14 protein-coding genes, 1 tRNA gene, 1 other RNA gene and 1 pseudogene are annotated in these 16932 nt (G+C 74.6%); 5 read left to right on the top strand and 12 right to left on the bottom strand.

Features of this window, described 5'->3' with window-relative positions; all coding sequences use genetic code 11:
* Positions 1-163: 163 nt before the first annotated feature.
* Both IE98_RS45010 and IE98_RS0125335 read right to left on the bottom strand, forming a co-directional pair.
* Positions 164-709: a DUF6197 family protein gene (locus IE98_RS45010; protein WP_052390947.1), complete on the bottom strand. Its 546-nt coding sequence runs from the start codon at positions 707-709 to the stop codon at positions 164-166.
* 168 nt (positions 710-877) lie between these two features.
* Complete coding sequence (locus IE98_RS0125335; protein ID WP_030272691.1) at positions 878-3550, bottom strand: AAA family ATPase; 2673 nt, start codon at positions 3548-3550, stop codon at positions 878-880.
* 134 nt (positions 3551-3684) lie between these two features.
* Between IE98_RS0125335 and IE98_RS0125330 the strand changes: the two genes are divergently transcribed.
* The 3 genes from IE98_RS0125330 to IE98_RS0125320 all read left to right on the top strand — a co-directional run bounded on the left by IE98_RS0125330 (position 3685) and on the right by IE98_RS0125320 (position 6430).
* A complete protein-coding gene (locus IE98_RS0125330; RefSeq protein WP_030272690.1) occupies positions 3685-4047 on the top strand; it encodes a nuclear transport factor 2 family protein in 363 nt (120 codons plus the stop codon).
* An 80-nt stretch (positions 4048-4127) separates the two neighbouring features.
* Positions 4128-5963, top strand: coding sequence for a S9 family peptidase (locus IE98_RS0125325; protein ID WP_030272688.1), 1836 nt, complete (start codon positions 4128-4130; stop codon positions 5961-5963).
* The gene (locus IE98_RS0125320; protein WP_030272686.1) at positions 5960-6430 is read left to right on the top strand and encodes a hypothetical protein; all 471 of its coding nucleotides are present in this window, start codon (positions 5960-5962) and stop codon (positions 6428-6430) included. The genes IE98_RS0125325 and IE98_RS0125320 overlap by 4 nt, the downstream gene beginning before the upstream one ends.
* Before the next feature lie 25 nt (positions 6431-6455).
* Here IE98_RS0125320 and IE98_RS0125315 read toward each other — a convergent pair whose 3' ends face one another.
* The 9 genes from IE98_RS0125315 to ffs form a co-directional block, all read right to left on the bottom strand.
* Complete coding sequence (locus IE98_RS0125315; protein ID WP_030272684.1) at positions 6456-7232, bottom strand: SURF1 family protein; 777 nt, start codon at positions 7230-7232, stop codon at positions 6456-6458.
* Between the two features lie 169 nt (positions 7233-7401).
* Positions 7402-8427: a hypothetical protein gene (locus IE98_RS0125310; protein ID WP_052390946.1), complete on the bottom strand. Its 1026-nt coding sequence runs from the start codon at positions 8425-8427 to the stop codon at positions 7402-7404.
* The gene (locus IE98_RS0125305; protein ID WP_106976703.1) at positions 8420-8944 is read right to left on the bottom strand and encodes a SigE family RNA polymerase sigma factor; all 525 of its coding nucleotides are present in this window, start codon (positions 8942-8944) and stop codon (positions 8420-8422) included. The genes IE98_RS0125310 and IE98_RS0125305 overlap by 8 nt, the downstream gene beginning before the upstream one ends.
* Positions 8945-9240: 296 nt before the next feature.
* Positions 9241-10521, bottom strand: coding sequence for an aspartate kinase (locus tag IE98_RS0125300; protein ID WP_030272679.1), 1281 nt, complete (start codon positions 10519-10521; stop codon positions 9241-9243).
* A 238-nt stretch (positions 10522-10759) separates the two neighbouring features.
* Positions 10760-11401, bottom strand: a complete 642-nt coding sequence (locus tag IE98_RS0125295; RefSeq protein WP_030272677.1) for a DUF5063 domain-containing protein — start codon at positions 11399-11401, stop codon at positions 10760-10762.
* Positions 11394-11993: a recombination mediator RecR gene (gene recR / locus IE98_RS0125290; RefSeq protein ID WP_030272675.1), complete on the bottom strand. Its 600-nt coding sequence runs from the start codon at positions 11991-11993 to the stop codon at positions 11394-11396. The genes IE98_RS0125295 and recR overlap by 8 nt, the downstream gene beginning before the upstream one ends.
* Before the next feature lie 256 nt (positions 11994-12249).
* Positions 12250-12564 carry a YbaB/EbfC family nucleoid-associated protein gene (locus IE98_RS0125285; RefSeq protein WP_030272673.1) on the bottom strand — a complete coding sequence of 105 codons (315 nt, stop codon included), beginning with the start codon at positions 12562-12564 and terminating at the stop codon, positions 12250-12252.
* 167 nt (positions 12565-12731) lie between these two features.
* Complete coding sequence (locus IE98_RS0125280; protein ID WP_043175102.1) at positions 12732-14948, bottom strand: DNA polymerase III subunit gamma and tau; 2217 nt, start codon at positions 14946-14948, stop codon at positions 12732-12734.
* 71 nt (positions 14949-15019) lie between these two features.
* An RNA gene (ffs, locus tag IE98_RS45760) (signal recognition particle sRNA small type) lies at positions 15020-15110 on the bottom strand.
* Between the two features lie 130 nt (positions 15111-15240).
* On the opposite strand from ffs, the gene IE98_RS0125275 reads away from it, so the two are divergent.
* Positions 15241-15325: transfer RNA gene (locus IE98_RS0125275), tRNA-Ser, on the top strand.
* An 80-nt stretch (positions 15326-15405) separates the two neighbouring features.
* Here the strand turns inward: IE98_RS0125275 and IE98_RS43045 are convergent.
* Positions 15406-16064: pseudogene (locus IE98_RS43045) on the bottom strand (tyrosine-type recombinase/integrase); the annotation flags it as partial.
* Between IE98_RS43045 and IE98_RS0125265 the strand changes: the two are divergent.
* Positions 16042-16887 (top strand): GntR family transcriptional regulator, encoded by an 846-nt coding sequence (locus tag IE98_RS0125265; protein WP_234443670.1) that lies wholly within the window; start codon positions 16042-16044, stop codon positions 16885-16887. The pseudogene IE98_RS43045 and the gene IE98_RS0125265 sit on opposite strands and share 23 nt — an antisense overlap.
* Positions 16888-16932 lie beyond the last annotated feature (45 nt).

Below are 16932 nucleotides of genomic sequence, written 5' to 3'. Positions count from 1 at the left end.
GGGAGAAATCCGGGAGATATTGAAGGTCGAGCCCCCCGCCACACCGACCCAGCGCAGAGGCCCTGCCGGAGAGATCCGGCAGGGCCTCTGTCGTTGCGTGCGACCGTCCGAGTGACACCGCCTCGGTCAGGCCGGCGTGCGCTCGCCATCGGGTGGCGACCGGTCAGATCCCCAGTGTGTGGGCGCGGGCGGCGGCGGAGGCGAGCACCCGGTGGACGTCCGCCTCGTGGGTGGTGGGGGCGTCGTTGAAGACGTCCGGGGAGCTGACGGCGATGCCCCTGGCGTGCAGCACCTCCATGACCTGGGTGCGGGCCCGGCGGACGGTCTGCGGCGAGCCGTAGCCGTGTGCGAGGACGGCGGCCTGGGCGCCGAGCAGGCACACCCGGCCACGGGAGTCCCACAGGGCGCCCTGCAGCCAGCCGTGGGCGGTGAGGTAGCGCGAGGTCAGCTGCAGGTGCCCGGCGACGGAGACCGGGACGGCCCGGGGCGGGCGGTGCGCGAGCCGGTCGAGGACCGAGCGGCGGGGCAGCGGCTGGTCGGCGTTCCACGGCTGGAGGACCCGGCCGAGCGGGCAGACGTACGGGACGGGGACGCGGGCGGAGGGCGGCAACGAGGCCAGGTAGTCCTCGATCTCCGCGATCAGGGCGGAGCCGTCGGCGGTGACGGTCAGTGGGGGCGGCGGACCGACGATGAGGTTGGAGACAGGCATGGCTCTGATCCTTTTATCCGGTTTCGTCCGGATTCATTGATAACCCGAAAGGCCCCCTGCGGCGCGCCAGGACGCCGCCCCGCGCGCGTCGGCGCAGCCCGGCGGGCACCGGCGCGAGAACGGCACGAGAACGGCACGAGGGCCGGTGCCAGGGCCCGTCCGCGGGCGTCAGAGCAGGTCGGCGAGGTCCTGACGGGAGGTGATGCCCAGCTTCGGGTAGGCCTTGTAGAGGTGGTGGCCGACCGTGCGCGGGCTGAGGAACAGCTGGGCGGCGATGTCGCGGTTGGTCAGCCCCTGCCCGGCGAGCCGGACGATCTGCAGCTCCTGCGGGGTCAGACCGGCGAGCGGCCCGGCGGCCGGCGCGGCGGGTGCGCCGACACCGGTGGCGGTCAGCTCGGTGCGGGCCCGCTCCGCCCAGGGCCGGGCACCGAGCAGGTCGAAGGCCTCCAGGGCGGCCCGCAGCTGCGGCCGGGCGTCGGTGCGGCGGCGGGTGCGGCGCAGCCACTCGCCGTAGAGCAGCGCGGTGCGGGCCTGTTCGAACGGGCGCTCGGCGGTGCGGTGCAGGTCGAGGGCGGCCAGGTAGGCGTCCTCGGCGAGCTCGTCGGGGCCGAGCAGGGCCTGGCAGCGCAGCAGCAGGGCGCGGGCCCAGGGCCGGTCGCAGGCCTCCGTCCAGCGGGCGAACCGCCGGTACGGCTCCTCGGCCTGCTCCGGCCGGCCGAGGCGGACGGCGGCCTCGACCAGGTCGGGGACGGCCCGGGTGCCGGAGACGTGGTGGCGCTGGGGGCCGCCGGTGAGTTCGGCGAGCCGGTCCAGGGCCTCGGCGGCGCGGCCCTCGCCGAGGTCGAGCAGGCCGAGCGCCCACTGCGTCCAGGCGCGGCCGGCGGGCCTGGCCGGGCCGCTGCCCGCCAGGGCCTCGGCCACGTGGGCGGTGCACCGGTCGGCGTCGCCGGCGAGGGCGGCGAGCAGGGCCAGCAGCGCGGCGAGCTGGCTGGTCCACTGGTGCTGCCCGGTGTCGCGGGCGAGCGACAGGCCCTCGGCGGCGGTGACCTCGGCGTCGCGGTGGCGGCCGTGGAAGAGCTGCGCCTCGGCGTGGAAGAAGAGCAGCGTGGGCAGGGCGCCGACGGCGCCGGCCCGGCGGGCCTCGTCGATGAGGTCGGCGGTGACGCGGTGGGTCTCCTCGTCCCGGCCGAGCACCAGGGTGATGCCGCTCAGCTGGGTGAAGTCGCGGACGACGTCGGCGCCGGCCCGACGGGCGCGGTCGACGGCCCCGGCGGCGTCGGGCGGGGCCTGGGCGGGGCGGCCGAGCAGCGGCAGGGTGCCGGCGAGCAGGTAGTCGGCGATCGGCGCCGCCGGGTCCTCGGGCGGCAGGTCGAGGGCGGCCAGGCGGTCGGCGAAGGCACCGAGTTCGGTCTCGCCGAGGTACCAGGCGGCGTGGCAGGCCTGGAAGAGCATCCGGGCGGCGTGCGGGGCGGCGATGTCGCCCGCCGCCGCGTCGAGGAGCAGCCGGAAGGCGGCGGGGTGGTCGCCGCGCAGGAAGGCGGCGGTGGCCCGCAGGTGGTCGATCAGGGCGAGCGCGAGGGGGTCGGCGGTGCGGCTGCGGGCGCGGACGGCGAGCTGCTCGGCGCGGTCGGTCTCGCCGGCGTCGGCGGCGGCCTCGGCGGCGAGGACGAGGCGGCGGGTGCGGCCGTCGGGGTCCGCGGTGAGCCGGGCGGCGCGCTCGTGCGCGGCGGCGGCGCCGGCGTGTCCGCCGCGGGCCTCGGCGCGGTGGGCGGCCTCCTCCAGGGCGTCGGCGAGGGCGGCGTCCGGGCCGGTGGCGGCGAGGGCGAGGTGCCAGGTGCGGCGGTCGCCGTCGAGGGCGCCGGCGAGGGCGCGGTGGACGGCGAGCCGCTGGTCGAGCGGGGCCCGCTGGAGGACGGCGGCGCGCAGCAGCGGGTGGTGGAAGGCGATCCGGGTGTCGCCGGCGCGGACGAGGCCGTCCTGTTCGGCGGGCGGCAGGTCGGCGGGGCCGGCGCCGAGGGCGGCGGCCGCGGCGAGCACGGTGGCCGGGTCGCCGGTCTCCTCGGTGGCGGCGACCAGCAGCAGGGTCTGGGTGGCGGCGGGCAGCCGGGTGAGCCGTCCGTGGAATGCGAGCTGCAGCCGGCCGGGCAGCGGCAGCGGCCCGGCCGGCTGGTCGGTGCCGAGGGCGGCGGGGAGTTCGGTGAGGGCGAGCGGGTTGCCGTGGGCCTCGGCGAGCACCCGGCGGCGGACGGCCGGGTCGAGGGCGGCGGGCAGCAGCCGTTCGGCGTCGGCCCGTCCGAGCGGGGCGGGCCGCAGCTCCGGCAGTCCGCCGGCGGGGAAGGCGCCCTCGCCGTCGCGGGCGGCGAAGAGCAGCACGACGCCCTCCTCGCGGAGCCGTCGGGCGGCGACGAGCAGTGCCCCGGCGGAGGCCTGGTCCAGCCACTGGGCGTCGTCCACCAGGCACAGCAGCGGCTGTTCGGCGGCGAGTTCGGCGAGCAGGTGCTGGGCGGCGAGGCCGAGCAGCAGGCGGTCGCCGGGGTCGGTGTCGGCGAGGCCGAAGGCGCCCTGCAGGGCGCGGCGCTGCGGTCCGGGCAGGGCGTCCAGCCGGTCGAGTGCGGGGGCGAGGAGCAGGTGCAGTCCGGCGAAGGGGAGTTCGGCCTCGTACTCGATGCCGGCGGCGCGGACGATCCGGAAGTCCCCGGCGTCACGGGCGGCGGCGTCGAGCAGGGCGGTCTTGCCGATGCCCGGCTCGCCGCGCAGGACGAGGGCGCCGCTGCGGCCGCCGCGTGCCGCGTCCAGCAGTGCCCGGACCTGTGCCTGCTCCCCCGCCCTGCCGTACAGCATGACCGTCACCCTACCCAGCGGATTCCGTTGCGGGGCGCGGCACTTGCCTATGGCTGACGGATTCGCCGGGTGTGGATCCCGCCTACCGTCTTGAGCAGCGGGAACGGCCCGCCAGGGATCGGGAGGACACCACCGTGAGCGACCTTCAGCAGATCGTGGAGCAGTACATCGCCGTCTGGAACGAGACCGACGGCGGGGCCCGCCGGGCCGTGATCGAGACCCTGTGGGCGGAGGACGGCAGCTACACCGACCCGCTGGTGGACGTGGCCGGGCGGGACGGGCTGGACGCGACGGTGGCGGCGGTGCAGGCGCAGTTCCCGGGCTTCGTCTTCACCCTGGGCCCGGTCGACGCGCACCACCACGTGGCCCGGTTCACCTGGGGCCTGGGGCCGGCGGGCGGGGAGCCGCTGGTGGAGGGCTTCGACGTGCTCGTCCTGGACGGCGCCGGGCGGGTCGCCTCGGTGGCCGGGTTCCTGGACAGGGTGCCGGGCGCCTGAGGGCCGCCGCGGCACCGGCCCGGTGCCCGGCGCGGTCGGACGCGTTCCGTTCCGCGCCGGGCATCGGGTTGGATGGGGGGATGAGCGAGGAGAAGAGCAGCGCACCGGCGTGGGAGCAGCGGTTCCGGGCGGCCCGGGTGTCGTTGCCGGACTGGGCGGACGACGCCCCGGAGCGGGCGCTGTACGTGTCGAACTCCACCGGCACCTACGAGGTGTACGCCTGGGACCGAACCGCGGACGTGCACCGCCGGGTGACGGACCGCCCCAACGGCACCACGGACGCCGAGCTCAGCCCGGACGGCGGGTGGGTCTGGTGGTTCGACGACACCGACGGCGACGAGTTCGGGGTGTGGCGGCGTCAGCCGTTCGAGGGCGGCCCGGACGAGGAGGCGGTGCCGGGCGTGCCCGCCGCGTACTCGGCCGGCCTGGCGCTGGGCCGGGACGGCACGGTGGTGGTCGGCACCTCGACGGACGACGAGGGCACCACGCTGTTCCTGCGCCGCCCCGGCGCGTCGGAGGTGGAGGAGGTCTACCGGCACGCCGAGTACGGCGGCATCGGCGACCTCTCGTACGACGGCTCGCTGCTGGCGGTCGACCACACCGAGCACGGGGACGCGATGCACTCGGCGATCCGGGTGCTGCGGCTCTCGGACGGCGCGGCGCTCGCCGAGCTGGACGAGGTGACGGGCCGGGAGGAGCCGCACGGGGTCGCCTGCCTGGGCTTCGCGCCGGCCGACGGCGACACCCGGCTGCTGGTCGCGCACCAGCGGCGCGGCCGTTGGGAGCCGATGCTGTGGGACGTCGTCACCGGCACGGAGACCGAGCTGGGCCTGCGCGACGAGCAGGGCCGGGAGTTCCCGGGCGACCTGTCGGCGCAGTGGCGGCCGGGCGCGGAGGCGCTGCTGATCGAGCACGAGTACGAGGCGCGCAGCGAGCTGTTCTCGTACGACCTGGCGAGCGGCCGGCTGTCGCGGCTGGACACGCCGCGGGGCACGGTCGCGGGGGCGACGGCGCGGCCGGACGGCACGGTGGAGTTCCTGTGGTCCTCGGCGGCGGAGCCCTCGGCCGTCCGTTCGACGGCGGGCACGGTGGTGCTGCGGGCTCCGGGGCCGGTGCCGCCGGGGTCGGTGCCGGTGGAGGACGTCTGGGTGGAGGGCCCGGGCGGACGGGTGCACGCGCTGGTGCAGCGGCCGGCCGGCGAGGGCCCCTTCCCGACGGTGTTCGAGGTGCACGGCGGTCCGACCCACCACGACAGCGACTCCTTCGCGGCCGGGCCGGCGGCCTGGCTGGACCACGGCTTCGCCGTCGTCCGGGTCAACTACCGGGGCTCGACCGGCTACGGCCGGGAGTGGACGGACGCGCTGCGCGAGCGGGTCGGCCTGATCGAGCTGGAGGACATCGGCGCCGTCCGGGCGTGGGCGGTGGAGTCGGGGCTGGCGGACCCGGCGCGGCTGGTGCTGTCCGGCGGTTCGTGGGGCGGCTACCTGGCCCTGCTCGGTCTCGGGGTGCAGCCGGGCGACTGGACGGTGGGCCTGGCGGCCGTCCCGGTCGCGGACTACCTCACCGCGTACGACGACGAGATGGAGGCGCTGAAGTCGCTGGACCGCACGCTGTTCGGCGGCACCCCGGAGGAGGTGCCGGACCGCTGGCGGGCGTCCTCGCCGCTCACCTACGTGGAGCGGGTGCAGGCGCCGGTGTACATCAGCGCCGGGGTGAACGACCCGCGCTGCCCGATCCGGCAGATCGAGAACTATGTCGGTCGCCTGGAGGAGCTGGGTAAGGTGCACGAGGTCTACCGCTACGACGCCGGCCACGGCTCGCTGGTGGTGGAGGAACGCATCCGGCAGCTGAGGCTGGAGATCGACTTCGCGCGGCGCCACATCGACGGCCCCGCGCTCGGGGGAGACGGCAGATGAGCAGACGCACCGCCCTGGCCACCGCCGCGGCCCTGACCGTGCTGCTGACGGCGACCGCGTGTTCGGACGAGAGCGACGACCCGTGCGACTTCGACGCGGCGGGCCGGCCCTCGCTCTCGGTGGACGCGTTCACGGTCGCCGGGACGGACGCGGCCGACACCGCCGCGGACGGCGCCGGGGCGGGCGGTGCGCTCGGCGGTGACCTGTCCGCGCAGTTGCTGGCCAAGACGGGGCGGAGCGCGAAGAAGTCGAAGAGCAGCCGCACGGTGCACCACCACCACAGCACCACCTCGGGGTCGACCTCCGGGTCGAGCGGTGACGGCTCCTGCGGTTCCTCGCCGAGCCCGTCGCCGAGCGGGTCCTGGTCCTTCCCGAGCGCCTCGCCGGGGACGGCCGCCGGGGGCGTTCTGCCCTCGCCGCGCTCGCCGCTGCCGACGGCGAAGACCCCGCTGCCGACGAAGCGCTGACCGTCCGGGCCACCGGGCCCCCGGCTCAGACGAGCCCGAGGGCCCGGTCCTGGGCGGCCTCCGCCTCGCGACGCACGAGGCGGAACCACATGAAGACCACGAAGCCGGCGAAGACGAACCACTCCAGCGTGTAGCCGAGGTTCTGGAAGGCGCGCAGGGTGAGGCCGTTGCCGCCCTGCGGCTCGACGGTGGGTACCGCGGTCAGCGGGCCCGGCACCCGGTCGGCGGCGATCCAGCCGTCGTAGACGGGGTACGGCAGCACGTTGATGAGGGTGGCCGGGCTGATGGTGCCGAGCTGGCCGGCGGGCAGGCCGCCGGCGACGGCGCCGCCGCTGCCGCTGTTCTCCGGGGCCTGGAGCCGGCCGGCGACGGTGACCTCCCCGGCGGGGGCCGCCGGGACGGACGCGCCGGCGGCCGGGTCGCCCGGCGCCCAGCCGCGGACGACCGCGGCGGCCCGCCCGTCGGCGGTGCGCAGCGGGGTGAGGACGTAGTAGCCCTGCCGTCCGTCGAGGGCTCGGCCGGGCACCAGGAGCTGGTGGGCGGTGTCGTAGCTGCCGGTGACGGTGACCGCCCGGCCGACGGTGTCGGTGCCGACCTCGGGCCGGCCGGCGGTGAGCACCTCGCCGAGCGGGACGGCGGCGGACGCCCGGGCCGCGGCGGACGCGCCGGTGTTCCGGTGGGAGTCGACCCGGGACTCGAAGCGGCCGAGCTGCCAGGTGCCGAGCAGCAGGCAGACCACGATGGCGACCACGCCGACGGCCGTGGCGGCGATCCACCGCGGAGTCAGGAGAAACCGGTACACACCCACCACGGTAACCGCCTCCTACGGCAGCCCCTGCGACCGGGGTGTCCCCCGCATCCGCGGCGCGCCGCACGCACGTCACGCGGCTGCCCGTGGCCCCGGGCGTCCGGAGTCGGTCCAGGGGCGCGTGGGGGCACCTCCGTGGCACCCGTCGCCGTGGAGACGCGCGCTAGCTCGGGCCCGGGGTGGCGAGGGCCGTCGGGGACTCGACCGGGACGGCTTCCGGGGCGGCGCGGTAGACGGTGCCGCCGCAGCTTCCGGTGATCACGGTGCTGGCCGCCGTCGGGTCGCCGCCGACCGGCGTGTGGGCGACGGTGACGCTCGGCGGGTCGGCGGTGGGCGTCGGGCTGGGGCTGGGGTCCGCCGTGGCGGCGGCGGGCACGACCGGGGGGTTGCCGGCCGTGGCGGTGGCGGTGGGCCCGGGTGCGGCAACGGCGGCCCTGGGGGCGCTGCTCGGGCAGGCGCCCTCGGGCACCCAGCCGAACCGCACCCGGTACCCCTCGCCGGGGCCGAGCACGATCGGCAGGCCGGCCGGGCCGGGGGCGGGCAGGGCGGTGGCCGGGTCACCCGCGATGTGGTCGACGACCTTGATCCGAGTCTGGTCGGCGGGGCCGCCGGCGGTGGCGGCGACGGTGCCGGGCCCGGTCACCCCGCAGCTGCGGGCCGAGGTGTTGCGGACGGTGAACCAGCCGTAGGTGCTGCCCGCGCTGTCGACCGGGTCCAGGTGGGTGGTGGCGCGGCCGAGGTCGGTCCGCAGGCAGGCGGGGACGGAGACGGGCGTGCTCGCGGCGGTGCTGCCCGGGTCGACGGCGGCGGCGCTGCCGCCCGCGCCGGTGGACGGGGTGGGCCGCCCGTCCGGCTGGGCGGGGAGCGGGGCGGTGCGCGGACCGCCCGTGGAGCCGCGGGTGGCGCGCGGGGTGCGGTCGACGCCCTGCGTGTCGGCGCTGCCGGCGGTGGGGCCGCCGGAGAGGTCGAACGGCCGGACGGCGTGCAGGGTGGGGACGGCGGCCGCGGCGATCAGGGTGGCGGCGACGGCGCCCGTCCAGGCGTTCCGGCGGCGGGCGCGGCGGCGGGGCACGCCGTGCCGGATCCGGCCGAGGGCGGTCGGATCGGGTTCGACGGAGGACACCGCCCGGTGCAGGAGGGTCCGCAGCTCGTGCTCGGCGCGGGCGTCGCCCGGCTGATCGTCAGTCATGGCCGCCCTCCATCGTGACGCGCAGCGCGGCCAGTCCGCGGGAGCCGTACGCCTTCACCGAGCCGACGGAGACGCCGAGCACCTCGGCGACCTGGGCCTCCGTCAGATCCGCGTAGTAGCGCAGCACGAGCACCTCCCGCTGACGGCGCTGCAGTCCCCGCAGCGCGGTCCTCAGCTGATCGCGCTCCAGCGCATCGTAGGCCCCTTCTTCTGCACTGGCCATGTCAGGCATGGGCTTGGGCAGGAGACGCAGGCCGAGGATGCGTCGACGCAGGGTCGAGCGGGACAGGTTGACGACGGTCTGCCGCAGGTAGGCGAGGGTCTTCTCGGGTTCGCGCACCCGCCGCCGGGCGGCGTGCACCCGGATGAACGCCTCCTGGACGACGTCCTCGCAGGAGGAGAGGTCGTCGAGCAGGAGCGCGGCCAGGCGCAGCAAGGACCGGTAATGGGCCTGGTACGTCTCGGTGAGCTGGTCGACGCTGGCCCCTGTCGCGTCCGCCGCCGCGGCCGAGCCCATCCGACTAGCTGCCGACCGGCGCACCGGCAGCGGCAGCGACACCACCGGCACCGCTTCGATCACGTTCGACACGCCTGTTGGACACTCGATCCCCCGTCATGGTTGCCCGGACGGCCTGCCATTCTTCCGTACCGACCGGAGCCCGCTCCAGCGGGACAACGGGTGATTCTGACGGATTGTCTCGGAAGGATCGGGAGAAACCGTGACGGTGCGCCCCGATCGCGGGCCGACGGGCCCGGCCGCCGCAGGCGGACGGGCCGGGACACCGCGGTGGGTGCCCCGGCCCGTCCGGTGCGTCAGCGGCCGGTGCCGCCGTAGACCACGGCCTCGTCGGTCTCGGTGTCCAGGCCGAAGGCGGTGTGCACGGCGCGCACGGCCTCCGGGATGTCCTCGGACCGGGTGACGACCGAGATGCGGATCTCTGAGGTGGAGATCAGCTCGATGTTGACCCCGGCCTCGGAGAGCGCCTCGAAGAACGTGGCGGTGACACCCGGGTTGGAGCGCATGCCGGCGCCGACCAGCGAGAGCTTGCCGATGGCGTCGTCGTAGCGCAGCGATTCGTAGCCGATGCCGTCCTTGACCCGGCCGAGGGCGTCGATGGCCTTCTGGCCGTCGGTCTTCGGCAGGGTGAAGGAGATGTCGGTCAGACCGGTCGACGCGGTGGAGACGTTCTGCACCACCATGTCGATGTTGACCTCGGCGTCGGCGATGGCGCGGAAGATCCGGGCCGCCTCGCCCGGCTTGTCCGGCACTCCGACGACGGTGATCTTCGCCTCGGACGTGTCGTGGGCGACTCCGGAGATGATGGCCTGCTCCATCTCGCCCCCTTCGGGCTTGTTGGGGTTGTCGGCGCTCACGATAGTCCCCGGCAGGCCGGAGAACGACGAGCGGACGTGGATCGGGATGTTGTAGCGGCGGGCGTACTCGACGCAGCGGTCGAGGAGCACCTTGGAGCCGGACGAGGCCAGCTCCAGCATGTCCTCGAAGGAGATCCAGTCGATCTTCCGCGCCTTCTTCACCACGCGGGGGTCGGCGGAGAACACGCCGTCCACGTCGGTGTAGATCTCGCAGACCTCGGCCCCGAGCGCCGCCGCCAGGGCGACGGCCGTGGTGTCCGAGCCGCCGCGGCCGAGCGTGGTGATGTCCTTGCTGACCTGCGACACGCCCTGGAAGCCGGCCACGATCGCGATGTTGCCCTCGTCCAGGGCGTTGCGGATCCGGCCCGGCGTGACGTCGATGATGCGTGCCCTGTTGTGCGTGGCGTCGGTGATGACGCCCGCCTGGCTGCCCGTGAAGGACTGGGCGTCGAAGCCCAGCGTTTTGATCGCCATGGCCAGCAGCGCCATGGAGATGCGCTCTCCTGCGGTCAGCAGCATGTCGAACTCACGGCCGGACGGAATAGGGGTCACCTGTTCCGCGAGTTCGATGAGCTCGTCCGTCGTGTCTCCCATCGCGGACACCACGACGACGACCTCATGGCCGGCCTTCCTGGTGTCGACGATCCGTCGGGCGACGCGCTTGATGCCTTCGGCATCCGCTACGGATGAGCCGCCGTACTTCTGCACGACAAGGCCCACGTGCGCTCCTCGACTTGTGTCGTTTCGGGGGTGGTGGCCCCCTTCTGCGGTCGCGGCCAGTCTATCGAGCGGGGCGCGGGCGACCGGAGCCATCCATATGACGAGACGACCATATCGCCTGGTGAGCACCGGGAACAGGCAGGTCTGCGGGCCGGGAGCCGCCCGCCGAAAGAAAATCCGGGGCCGGGCTGGTGCCCGACCCCGGATTTCACGTTGTGGAGATTCGGTGGAACCTTCGTCACAGCCCGAGTTCGGCGGCCATCAGGTCGCCGGCCTGCTGCTCCAGCTGCTCGTCGGTGAGCCCGTCCTGGTCGGTGTCCGCGCCGTCCACGGCCGCACCGATCGGGCTGTCCAGCCGGACGTGCGCGATCAGCGACTGCAGCGCCCGCAGCACCGCGGTGCAGGTCGAGCCCCAGTTGGACAGGTACGAGAACTGCCACCACCACAGCGCCTCGCTGACCCGGCCCTCCCGGTAGTGCACCAGGCCGTGCCGCAGCTCGGCGACCACGCCCGCCAGGTCGTCCGAGATCCGGAAGGCGCTCGGCTTCTCCGGCGGCCCGTACGGGTCGAAGACCTCGTGGTAGACGTCGATCGGCGCCAGCAGCTCGGCGAGCCGCTCGCGCAGCTCCACGCCGTCCGGCTCCGGCCCGGTGTCCGGCTCGAAGCGGTCCTCCGGCACGACGTCCTCGATCGCCCCCAGCCGGCCGCCTGCCAGCAGCAGCTGCGAGACCTCCAGCAGCAGCAGCGAGATCGCGCTGCCCGGCTCGTCGCCCTTGGCCACCTCGGTGACGGCGAGCACGAAGCTCCCCACCGAGTCGGCGATCTGCACGGCGAAGTCGTCGGGCTCGCTGGTGTGGGCGGTGTCCCTGTGGTCAGACATCGAGCAGTCGTCTCCCTTCGAAGGCCCGGCCGAGGGTGACCTCGTCGGCGTACTCCAGGTCCCCGCCGACGGGCAGGCCGCTCGCCAGCCGGGTCACCTTCAGGCCCATCGGCTTGCAGAGCCGGGCCAGGTAGGTGGCGGTCGCCTCCCCCTCCAGATTGGGGTCGGTGGCGAGGATCAGCTCGGTGACCGTGCCGTCGGCGAGCCGGGTCATCAGCTCCCGGATCCGCAGGTCGTCCGGGCCGACGCCCTCGATCGGGCTGATCGCGCCGCCCAGCACGTGGTAGCGGCCGCGGAACTCGCGCGTCCGCTCGATCGCCACCACGTCCTTCGGCTCCTCGACCACGCAGATCACCGTGAGGTCGCGGCGCGGATCCAGACAGACCCGGCACTGCTCGGACTCCGCGACGTTGCCGCAGACCGCGCAGAACCGGACCTTCTCCTTCACCTGCATCAGCGCGCCGGCCAGCCGCCGGACGTCCACCGGGTCGGCCTGCAGCACGTGGAAGGCGATCCGCTGGGCGCTCTTGGGCCCGACGCCGGGCAGTCTGCCCAGTTCGTCGATCAGGTCCTGAACCACGCCCTCGTACACGTCACGCCTTCCTTCGGCCGGGGCCACGGCCCGGAACCCAGTGCTCCGGTGCCCGTCGCTCCGGTGCCATCATCCAACGGTCGGGCGCCGGACACACCGTCCGGCGCCCGACTCACCCATAAATCACACAGCACCGGCGCGTGTCGGCACACGGCACGCGACCGGAGCGCCACCCGCCGTGCACCGCGCGCCCGGCGGGCAGCCGCGGCAGCGTCCCGGCCGTGCCCGTCCGGGCCCGGTCAGCAGGCGCCGGGGGTCAGAACGGGAGGCCGGGGATGCCGCCGCCGCCCAGGCCCTGGGTCAGCGGGCCCATCCGCTCGGCCTGCAGCTTCTGGGCCGCCGCGTTGGCGTCCCGCACGGCGGCCAGCACCAGGTCGGCCAGGGTCTCGGTGTCCTCCGGGTCGACCGCGGCCGGCGCGATCGCCAGCGCGACCAGCTCGCCGGAGCCCGTCACGGTCGCCTCGACCAGACCGCCGCCCGCCGAACCGCTCACGTGGGTCTCGGCCAGCTCCTTCTGGACCTTGCCGAGCTCCTCCTGCATCTTCTGCGCCTGCTTCAGCAGCTGCTGCATGTTGGGCTGGCCACCAGGGAACACGGCACATCTCCTGTCCTGTACGACATCGTCGTCCCCGAGCCTACGCGGCCCGGACGGCCCCCGGGGCCGACCCGTCCCGCCCGGCCGACCGGCGGCCTCGGACCGATCCGGACGCGGTCGGCGGCCGGCCCGGACGGTGCGGCTCAGCCGTTGTGGTGGATCTCCTCCAGGACGGTCGCCCCGAGCTCACGGATGATCAGTTCCTGCCCGGAGAAGGCCTCCTCGGTCAGGTCAGGGTCGTCGTCCTCGGCGATGTCGTCCTCCGGCGCGACCGGCGGCGGCTGCGGCGCCTGGTACCCGCCCGCGGCCTGCGGCGGGGCGGACGGCGGCTGCTGGGCCGCGGCCTGCGGGGCCGGACGCTGCGGCTGCACCGGGGCCGCCGGCTGCGGGGCCGCGGCCTGCGGCGGGGCCGCCGGCTGGGGCTGGAGCGGCTGCGCGGCCGGAGCCGGGGTCGCGGGGCGCTGCGGTGCGCCCCAACCGCCGGCGCCGCCTCCGCCCGGTGCCGGCGCGGCGGGCGCCGCGGCCCCGCCGGACGGGTCCACGATGCACTCGACCCGCCAGTCCACGCCGAGCGCGTCCGCCAGCGCCTGGCGCAGCACCTCGTCGCTGTTGCTGCTCACGAAGCTGTCGCGGGCGCCGGCGTTGATGAAGGAGACCTGCAGCACGTTGCCGTCGAAGCCGGCCACCTGGCCGTTCTGGCTGAGCAGGATCCAGGTGAAGCGGCGGCGGTTCTTCACCGCCTCCAGGATCTGCGGCCACATCTGGCGGATCTGGGCGGCGCCCTGCTGCGCGGCGGCCGAGGGGGCGCCGGCCGCCGCGGGGGCTGCCGGAGCCGGGGCGGACGGGGCCACCGGCGCGGTGGGCGCCGGGGCCTGCGGGGGCGCGGACGGCTGCGCGGGCTGGGCGGGTGCCTGACCGGGGGCCTGGCCGGCGGCGGGGAAGCTGCGCGGGATCGGCCAGGCACCGGGGGCCGGGGGCCCTGCCTGGGCGGGCGCGGCAGCCGGTGCGACCGGGGCGGGAGCGGCCGGGGCCTCCGCGGCGGGCTGCTGCGGGACGGCCTGCGGCATCGCCACCGCCGGCACGGGGGGCGCGGCCGGAAGGTCCGGCGCCGCCTGCGCGCCGGGCACCTGGGCGGCCGGCGCCTGCATGCCCGGCATCGGTGCGGCGGCCGCCGGGAAGCCGGCTGCCGGGAAGCCTCCGGTCGAGGCGCGCCGCTCCAGCTTGTCCAGCCGGGCCTGCAGCGAGAGCTCGTCGCTGTACGCGCCGGGCAGCATCACCCGGGCGCAGATCAGCTCCAGCTGGAGGCGGGGGGCGGCGTTGCCGCGCATCTCGGTGAGGCCGGTGTTGACGATGTCGGCGGCCCGGCTGAGCTCGGCCGCGCCGAAGCGGTCCGCCTGCGCCTGCATGACGGCGATCCGGTCGGCCGGGGCGTCGATCAGGCCCTTCTCGCCGGCGTCCGGCACTGTGGCGAGGATCACCAGGTCGCGCAGCCGCTCCAGCAGGTCCGTCACGAAGCGGCGGGGGTCGTGGCCGCCCTCGACGACCCGGTCGACCACCTGGAAGACCGTCGCGCCGTCGTGCGCGGCGAAGGCGTCCACCACCTCGTCGAGCAGGGCGGAGTCGGTGTAGCCGAGCAGCGCGGTGGCCATCTGGTAGGTCACGCCGGCCTCGCCCGCGCCGGCCAGCAGCTGGTCCATCACCGACATCGAGTCGCGGACGGAGCCGGCGCCGGCCCGGACGACCAGCGGGAAGACCGAGTCCTCGACCTGGATGCCCTCGCGGCCGCAGACCTCCGCCAGGTAGTCGCGCAGGGTGCCGGGCGGCACCAGGCGGAAGGGGTAGTGGTGGGTGCGGGACCGGATCGTCCCGATCACCTTCTCCGGCTCGGTGGTCGCGAAGATGAACTTGAGGTGCTCCGGCGGCTCCTCCACGACCTTCAGCAGGGCGTTGAAGCCGGCCGAGGTCACCATGTGCGCCTCGTCCAGGATGAAGATCTTGTACCGGCTGTGGACCGGTGCGAAGAAGGCCCGCTCGCGCAGCTCGCGCGCGTCGTCGACGCCGCCGTGCGAGGCGGCGTCGATCTCGATCACGTCGATCGAGCCGGGGCCGCCGGTCGCCAGGTCGCGGCAGGACTGGCACTCACCGCAGGGGGTGGGCGTCGGGCCCTGTTCGCAGTTCAGGCAGCGGGCCAGGATGCGGGCACTGGTCGTCTTGCCGCAGCCGCGCGGCCCACTGAACAGGTACGCGTGATTGACCCGGTTGTTGCGCAGGGCCTGCTGGAGCGGGGCGGTCACGTGCTCCTGCCCGATGACCTCCGCGAAGGTCTCGGGGCGGTAGCGGCGGTACAGGGCTAGGGACACGCCACCGACGATATCGGGACGGGCCGACAAACGCGGCCTCCCCGGCACGGCCGGGCGCCGTCCAGGAACGCAAGGACCCCTCGTGCACCCGCCAGAGCCCTCCTACCCTTGCTGCCTTCCGGCCCTGGGGGGGTTCAGAGAGATGACGCCGCACGAGGGGCTGCCCCAAGAGTAGCGGATCGCGGGCGCCGGGTGGCCCACCCCACCCGTCTGAGATCCGCAGGCGACCGCGCACGGGCACCTGCGGATAGCGGTTCGCGAGCACCCCTCGACATGTACTAAGCTCTCCCACGGAGGATTCGCCTAGAGGCCTAGGGCGCACGCTTGGAAAGCGTGTTGGGGGCAACCCCTCACGAGTTCGAATCTCGTATCCTCCGCCTCTGCCCGCCAGGGCAAACGAAAGGCCCCGACCGGTCTCCGGTCGGGGCCTTCGTCGTATCCCGTCTCAGTTCTCGTCTCAGTCGGGCGTGCTGGCGCCCTCGGCGGGCCCCTCCCTCGCCTTCCCCCAGAGCAGTCCGCCGATCTTCTCGGCCGTCTCCATCAGCATGGGGTCGGTCACGTGCTGGTAGCGCCGGACCATCGAGACGGACGACCAGCCCATGATGGCCATCACCACTCGTTCGGGGACCTTGAGCACCAGCAGCACAGTGCCGGCCGTGTGCCGGGCATCGTGGAGACGTGCATCACGGACCCCGGCGGCCCCCAGGATGTCCTTCCACTCGTGGTAGTCGGTGTTGGGGTTCAACGGCTGGCCGGTCGGCGAGGTGAAGACGTACCCCTTGTCGTCCCAGAGCTGCCGGGCGGCCTGCCGCTCGCGCTCCTGCTCCTCCCGGTGCTTCCGGAAGAGGTCGGTCACCTCGTCCGGGAGCGGGATCGGCCGCCGGCCGGCGCGGGACTTGGTGTCCTTCGTCTCACGGCGGATCTGCACCTTCTGGCGGCAGAAACCGGCCTTCCGGCCGCAATCCCCGCCACAGCCGTGCTCGTACTTTGGACGGAGCCGGTTGCGACGGAGCCGAATGACCCCGGCATCCAGGTCGACGTCGGCCCACTTCATGCCCAGCGCCTCGCCCTGGCGCAGGCGAGCGCAAGGGCGATGACCCACCGGGCCGGGTGCCGTCTGAACCTTGACCCGGATGACCCGCGCCCGCCGTACCAGCAGGTCAGCAGCTCTCTGCGCGCCTCGATCCTCACCAAGAAGCCAGGCTTCGAGGCCGGCGACAAACTGCCGTCTGGCCCGGAGCTGGCGAAGCGCTTCGGCGTGGCACGCGGCACCGTGGATAAGGCCCTCGACCTGCTCCGCACCAAGGGCCTGATTGTGACCCGGCAGGGCAGCGGTTCCTTCGTGCGGGAGCGCACCTCCCGGCCGGTGGGCCTACACCCTCACCTCGAAGCGGCCTTCGAGCAGCCGCACGTGACCCTCGACTTCGCCGGCTTCTCCAGCGAGACGCTGCACAACGCATTGCAGGAACCGCTCGACAAGGTCCGGTCCGGCCGCCTCGCGCCGGAGTCCATCACCGTCCGGCTGCTGCTGCCGGACACGGACGAGCCGATGGCCGTACCCGTCCTGGTCGACGGCCTCAAGGACGAACCAGCACTACGGGAACGCGCCCGTAACATCGCGCTGACCAACGCTGGCGGCATCGCGCACTCCGTCGAGGTGCTGGCCGAACTCGGGCTGGTCCAGTCGGCGGCCGTAGAGGTGCGGGTGCACCGGGCGTCCAGCCTGTTCAAGCTCTACATCCTCAACCGCTCCGAGGCATTCTTCGGCTTTTACCCGCTCCGCGAGCGCACGGTGGCCACTAACGGCGACAGCCACACCTTCTACGATGTGACCGGCAAGGACACCATGCTGTTTCACCATGCTGCAGGCCCGGATGACGCTTCTGGGCCTTCGCCCGTGAAGGTGGACACGCGGTTGGTTGTCACGCGGCGAGGGTGAGCTTAGCGGTGTGGTGTCGCCGTTCGTATTCGTTGGGGCTGAGGT

It is taken from the genome of Streptomyces sp. NRRL B-24484, assembly GCF_000717715.1.
GTDB lineage: Bacteria > Actinomycetota > Actinomycetes > Streptomycetales > Streptomycetaceae > Kitasatospora.
The sequence above is the reverse complement of the archived record's forward strand: the minus strand, read 5'-3'. Positions and strand labels throughout refer to the sequence as shown.

Excerpts from the sequence above, each read along its gene's own strand:
- IE98_RS0125320 (WP_030272686.1), top strand. The coding sequence starts at position 5,960 with ATGAGCAGACGCACCGCCCTGGCCACCGCCGCGGCCCTGACCGTGCTG.
- IE98_RS0125325 (WP_030272688.1), top strand. The coding sequence starts at position 4,128 with ATGAGCGAGGAGAAGAGCAGCGCACCGGCGTGGGAGCAGCGGTTCCGG.
- IE98_RS0125335 (WP_030272691.1), bottom strand. The coding sequence starts at position 3,550 with ATGCTGTACGGCAGGGCGGGGGAGCAGGCACAGGTCCGGGCACTGCTG.
- IE98_RS0125285 (WP_030272673.1), bottom strand. The coding sequence starts at position 12,564 with ATGCAGCAGCTGCTGAAGCAGGCGCAGAAGATGCAGGAGGAGCTCGGC.
- IE98_RS0125305 (WP_106976703.1), bottom strand. The coding sequence starts at position 8,944 with ATGGGCTCGGCCGCGGCGGCGGACGCGACAGGGGCCAGCGTCGACCAG.
- IE98_RS0125295 (WP_030272677.1), bottom strand. The coding sequence starts at position 11,401 with ATGTCTGACCACAGGGACACCGCCCACACCAGCGAGCCCGACGACTTC.
- IE98_RS45010 (WP_052390947.1), bottom strand. The coding sequence starts at position 709 with ATGCCTGTCTCCAACCTCATCGTCGGTCCGCCGCCCCCACTGACCGTC.
- IE98_RS0125265 (WP_234443670.1), top strand. The coding sequence starts at position 16,042 with ATGACCCACCGGGCCGGGTGCCGTCTGAACCTTGACCCGGATGACCCG.
- IE98_RS0125310 (WP_052390946.1), bottom strand. The coding sequence starts at position 8,427 with ATGACTGACGATCAGCCGGGCGACGCCCGCGCCGAGCACGAGCTGCGG.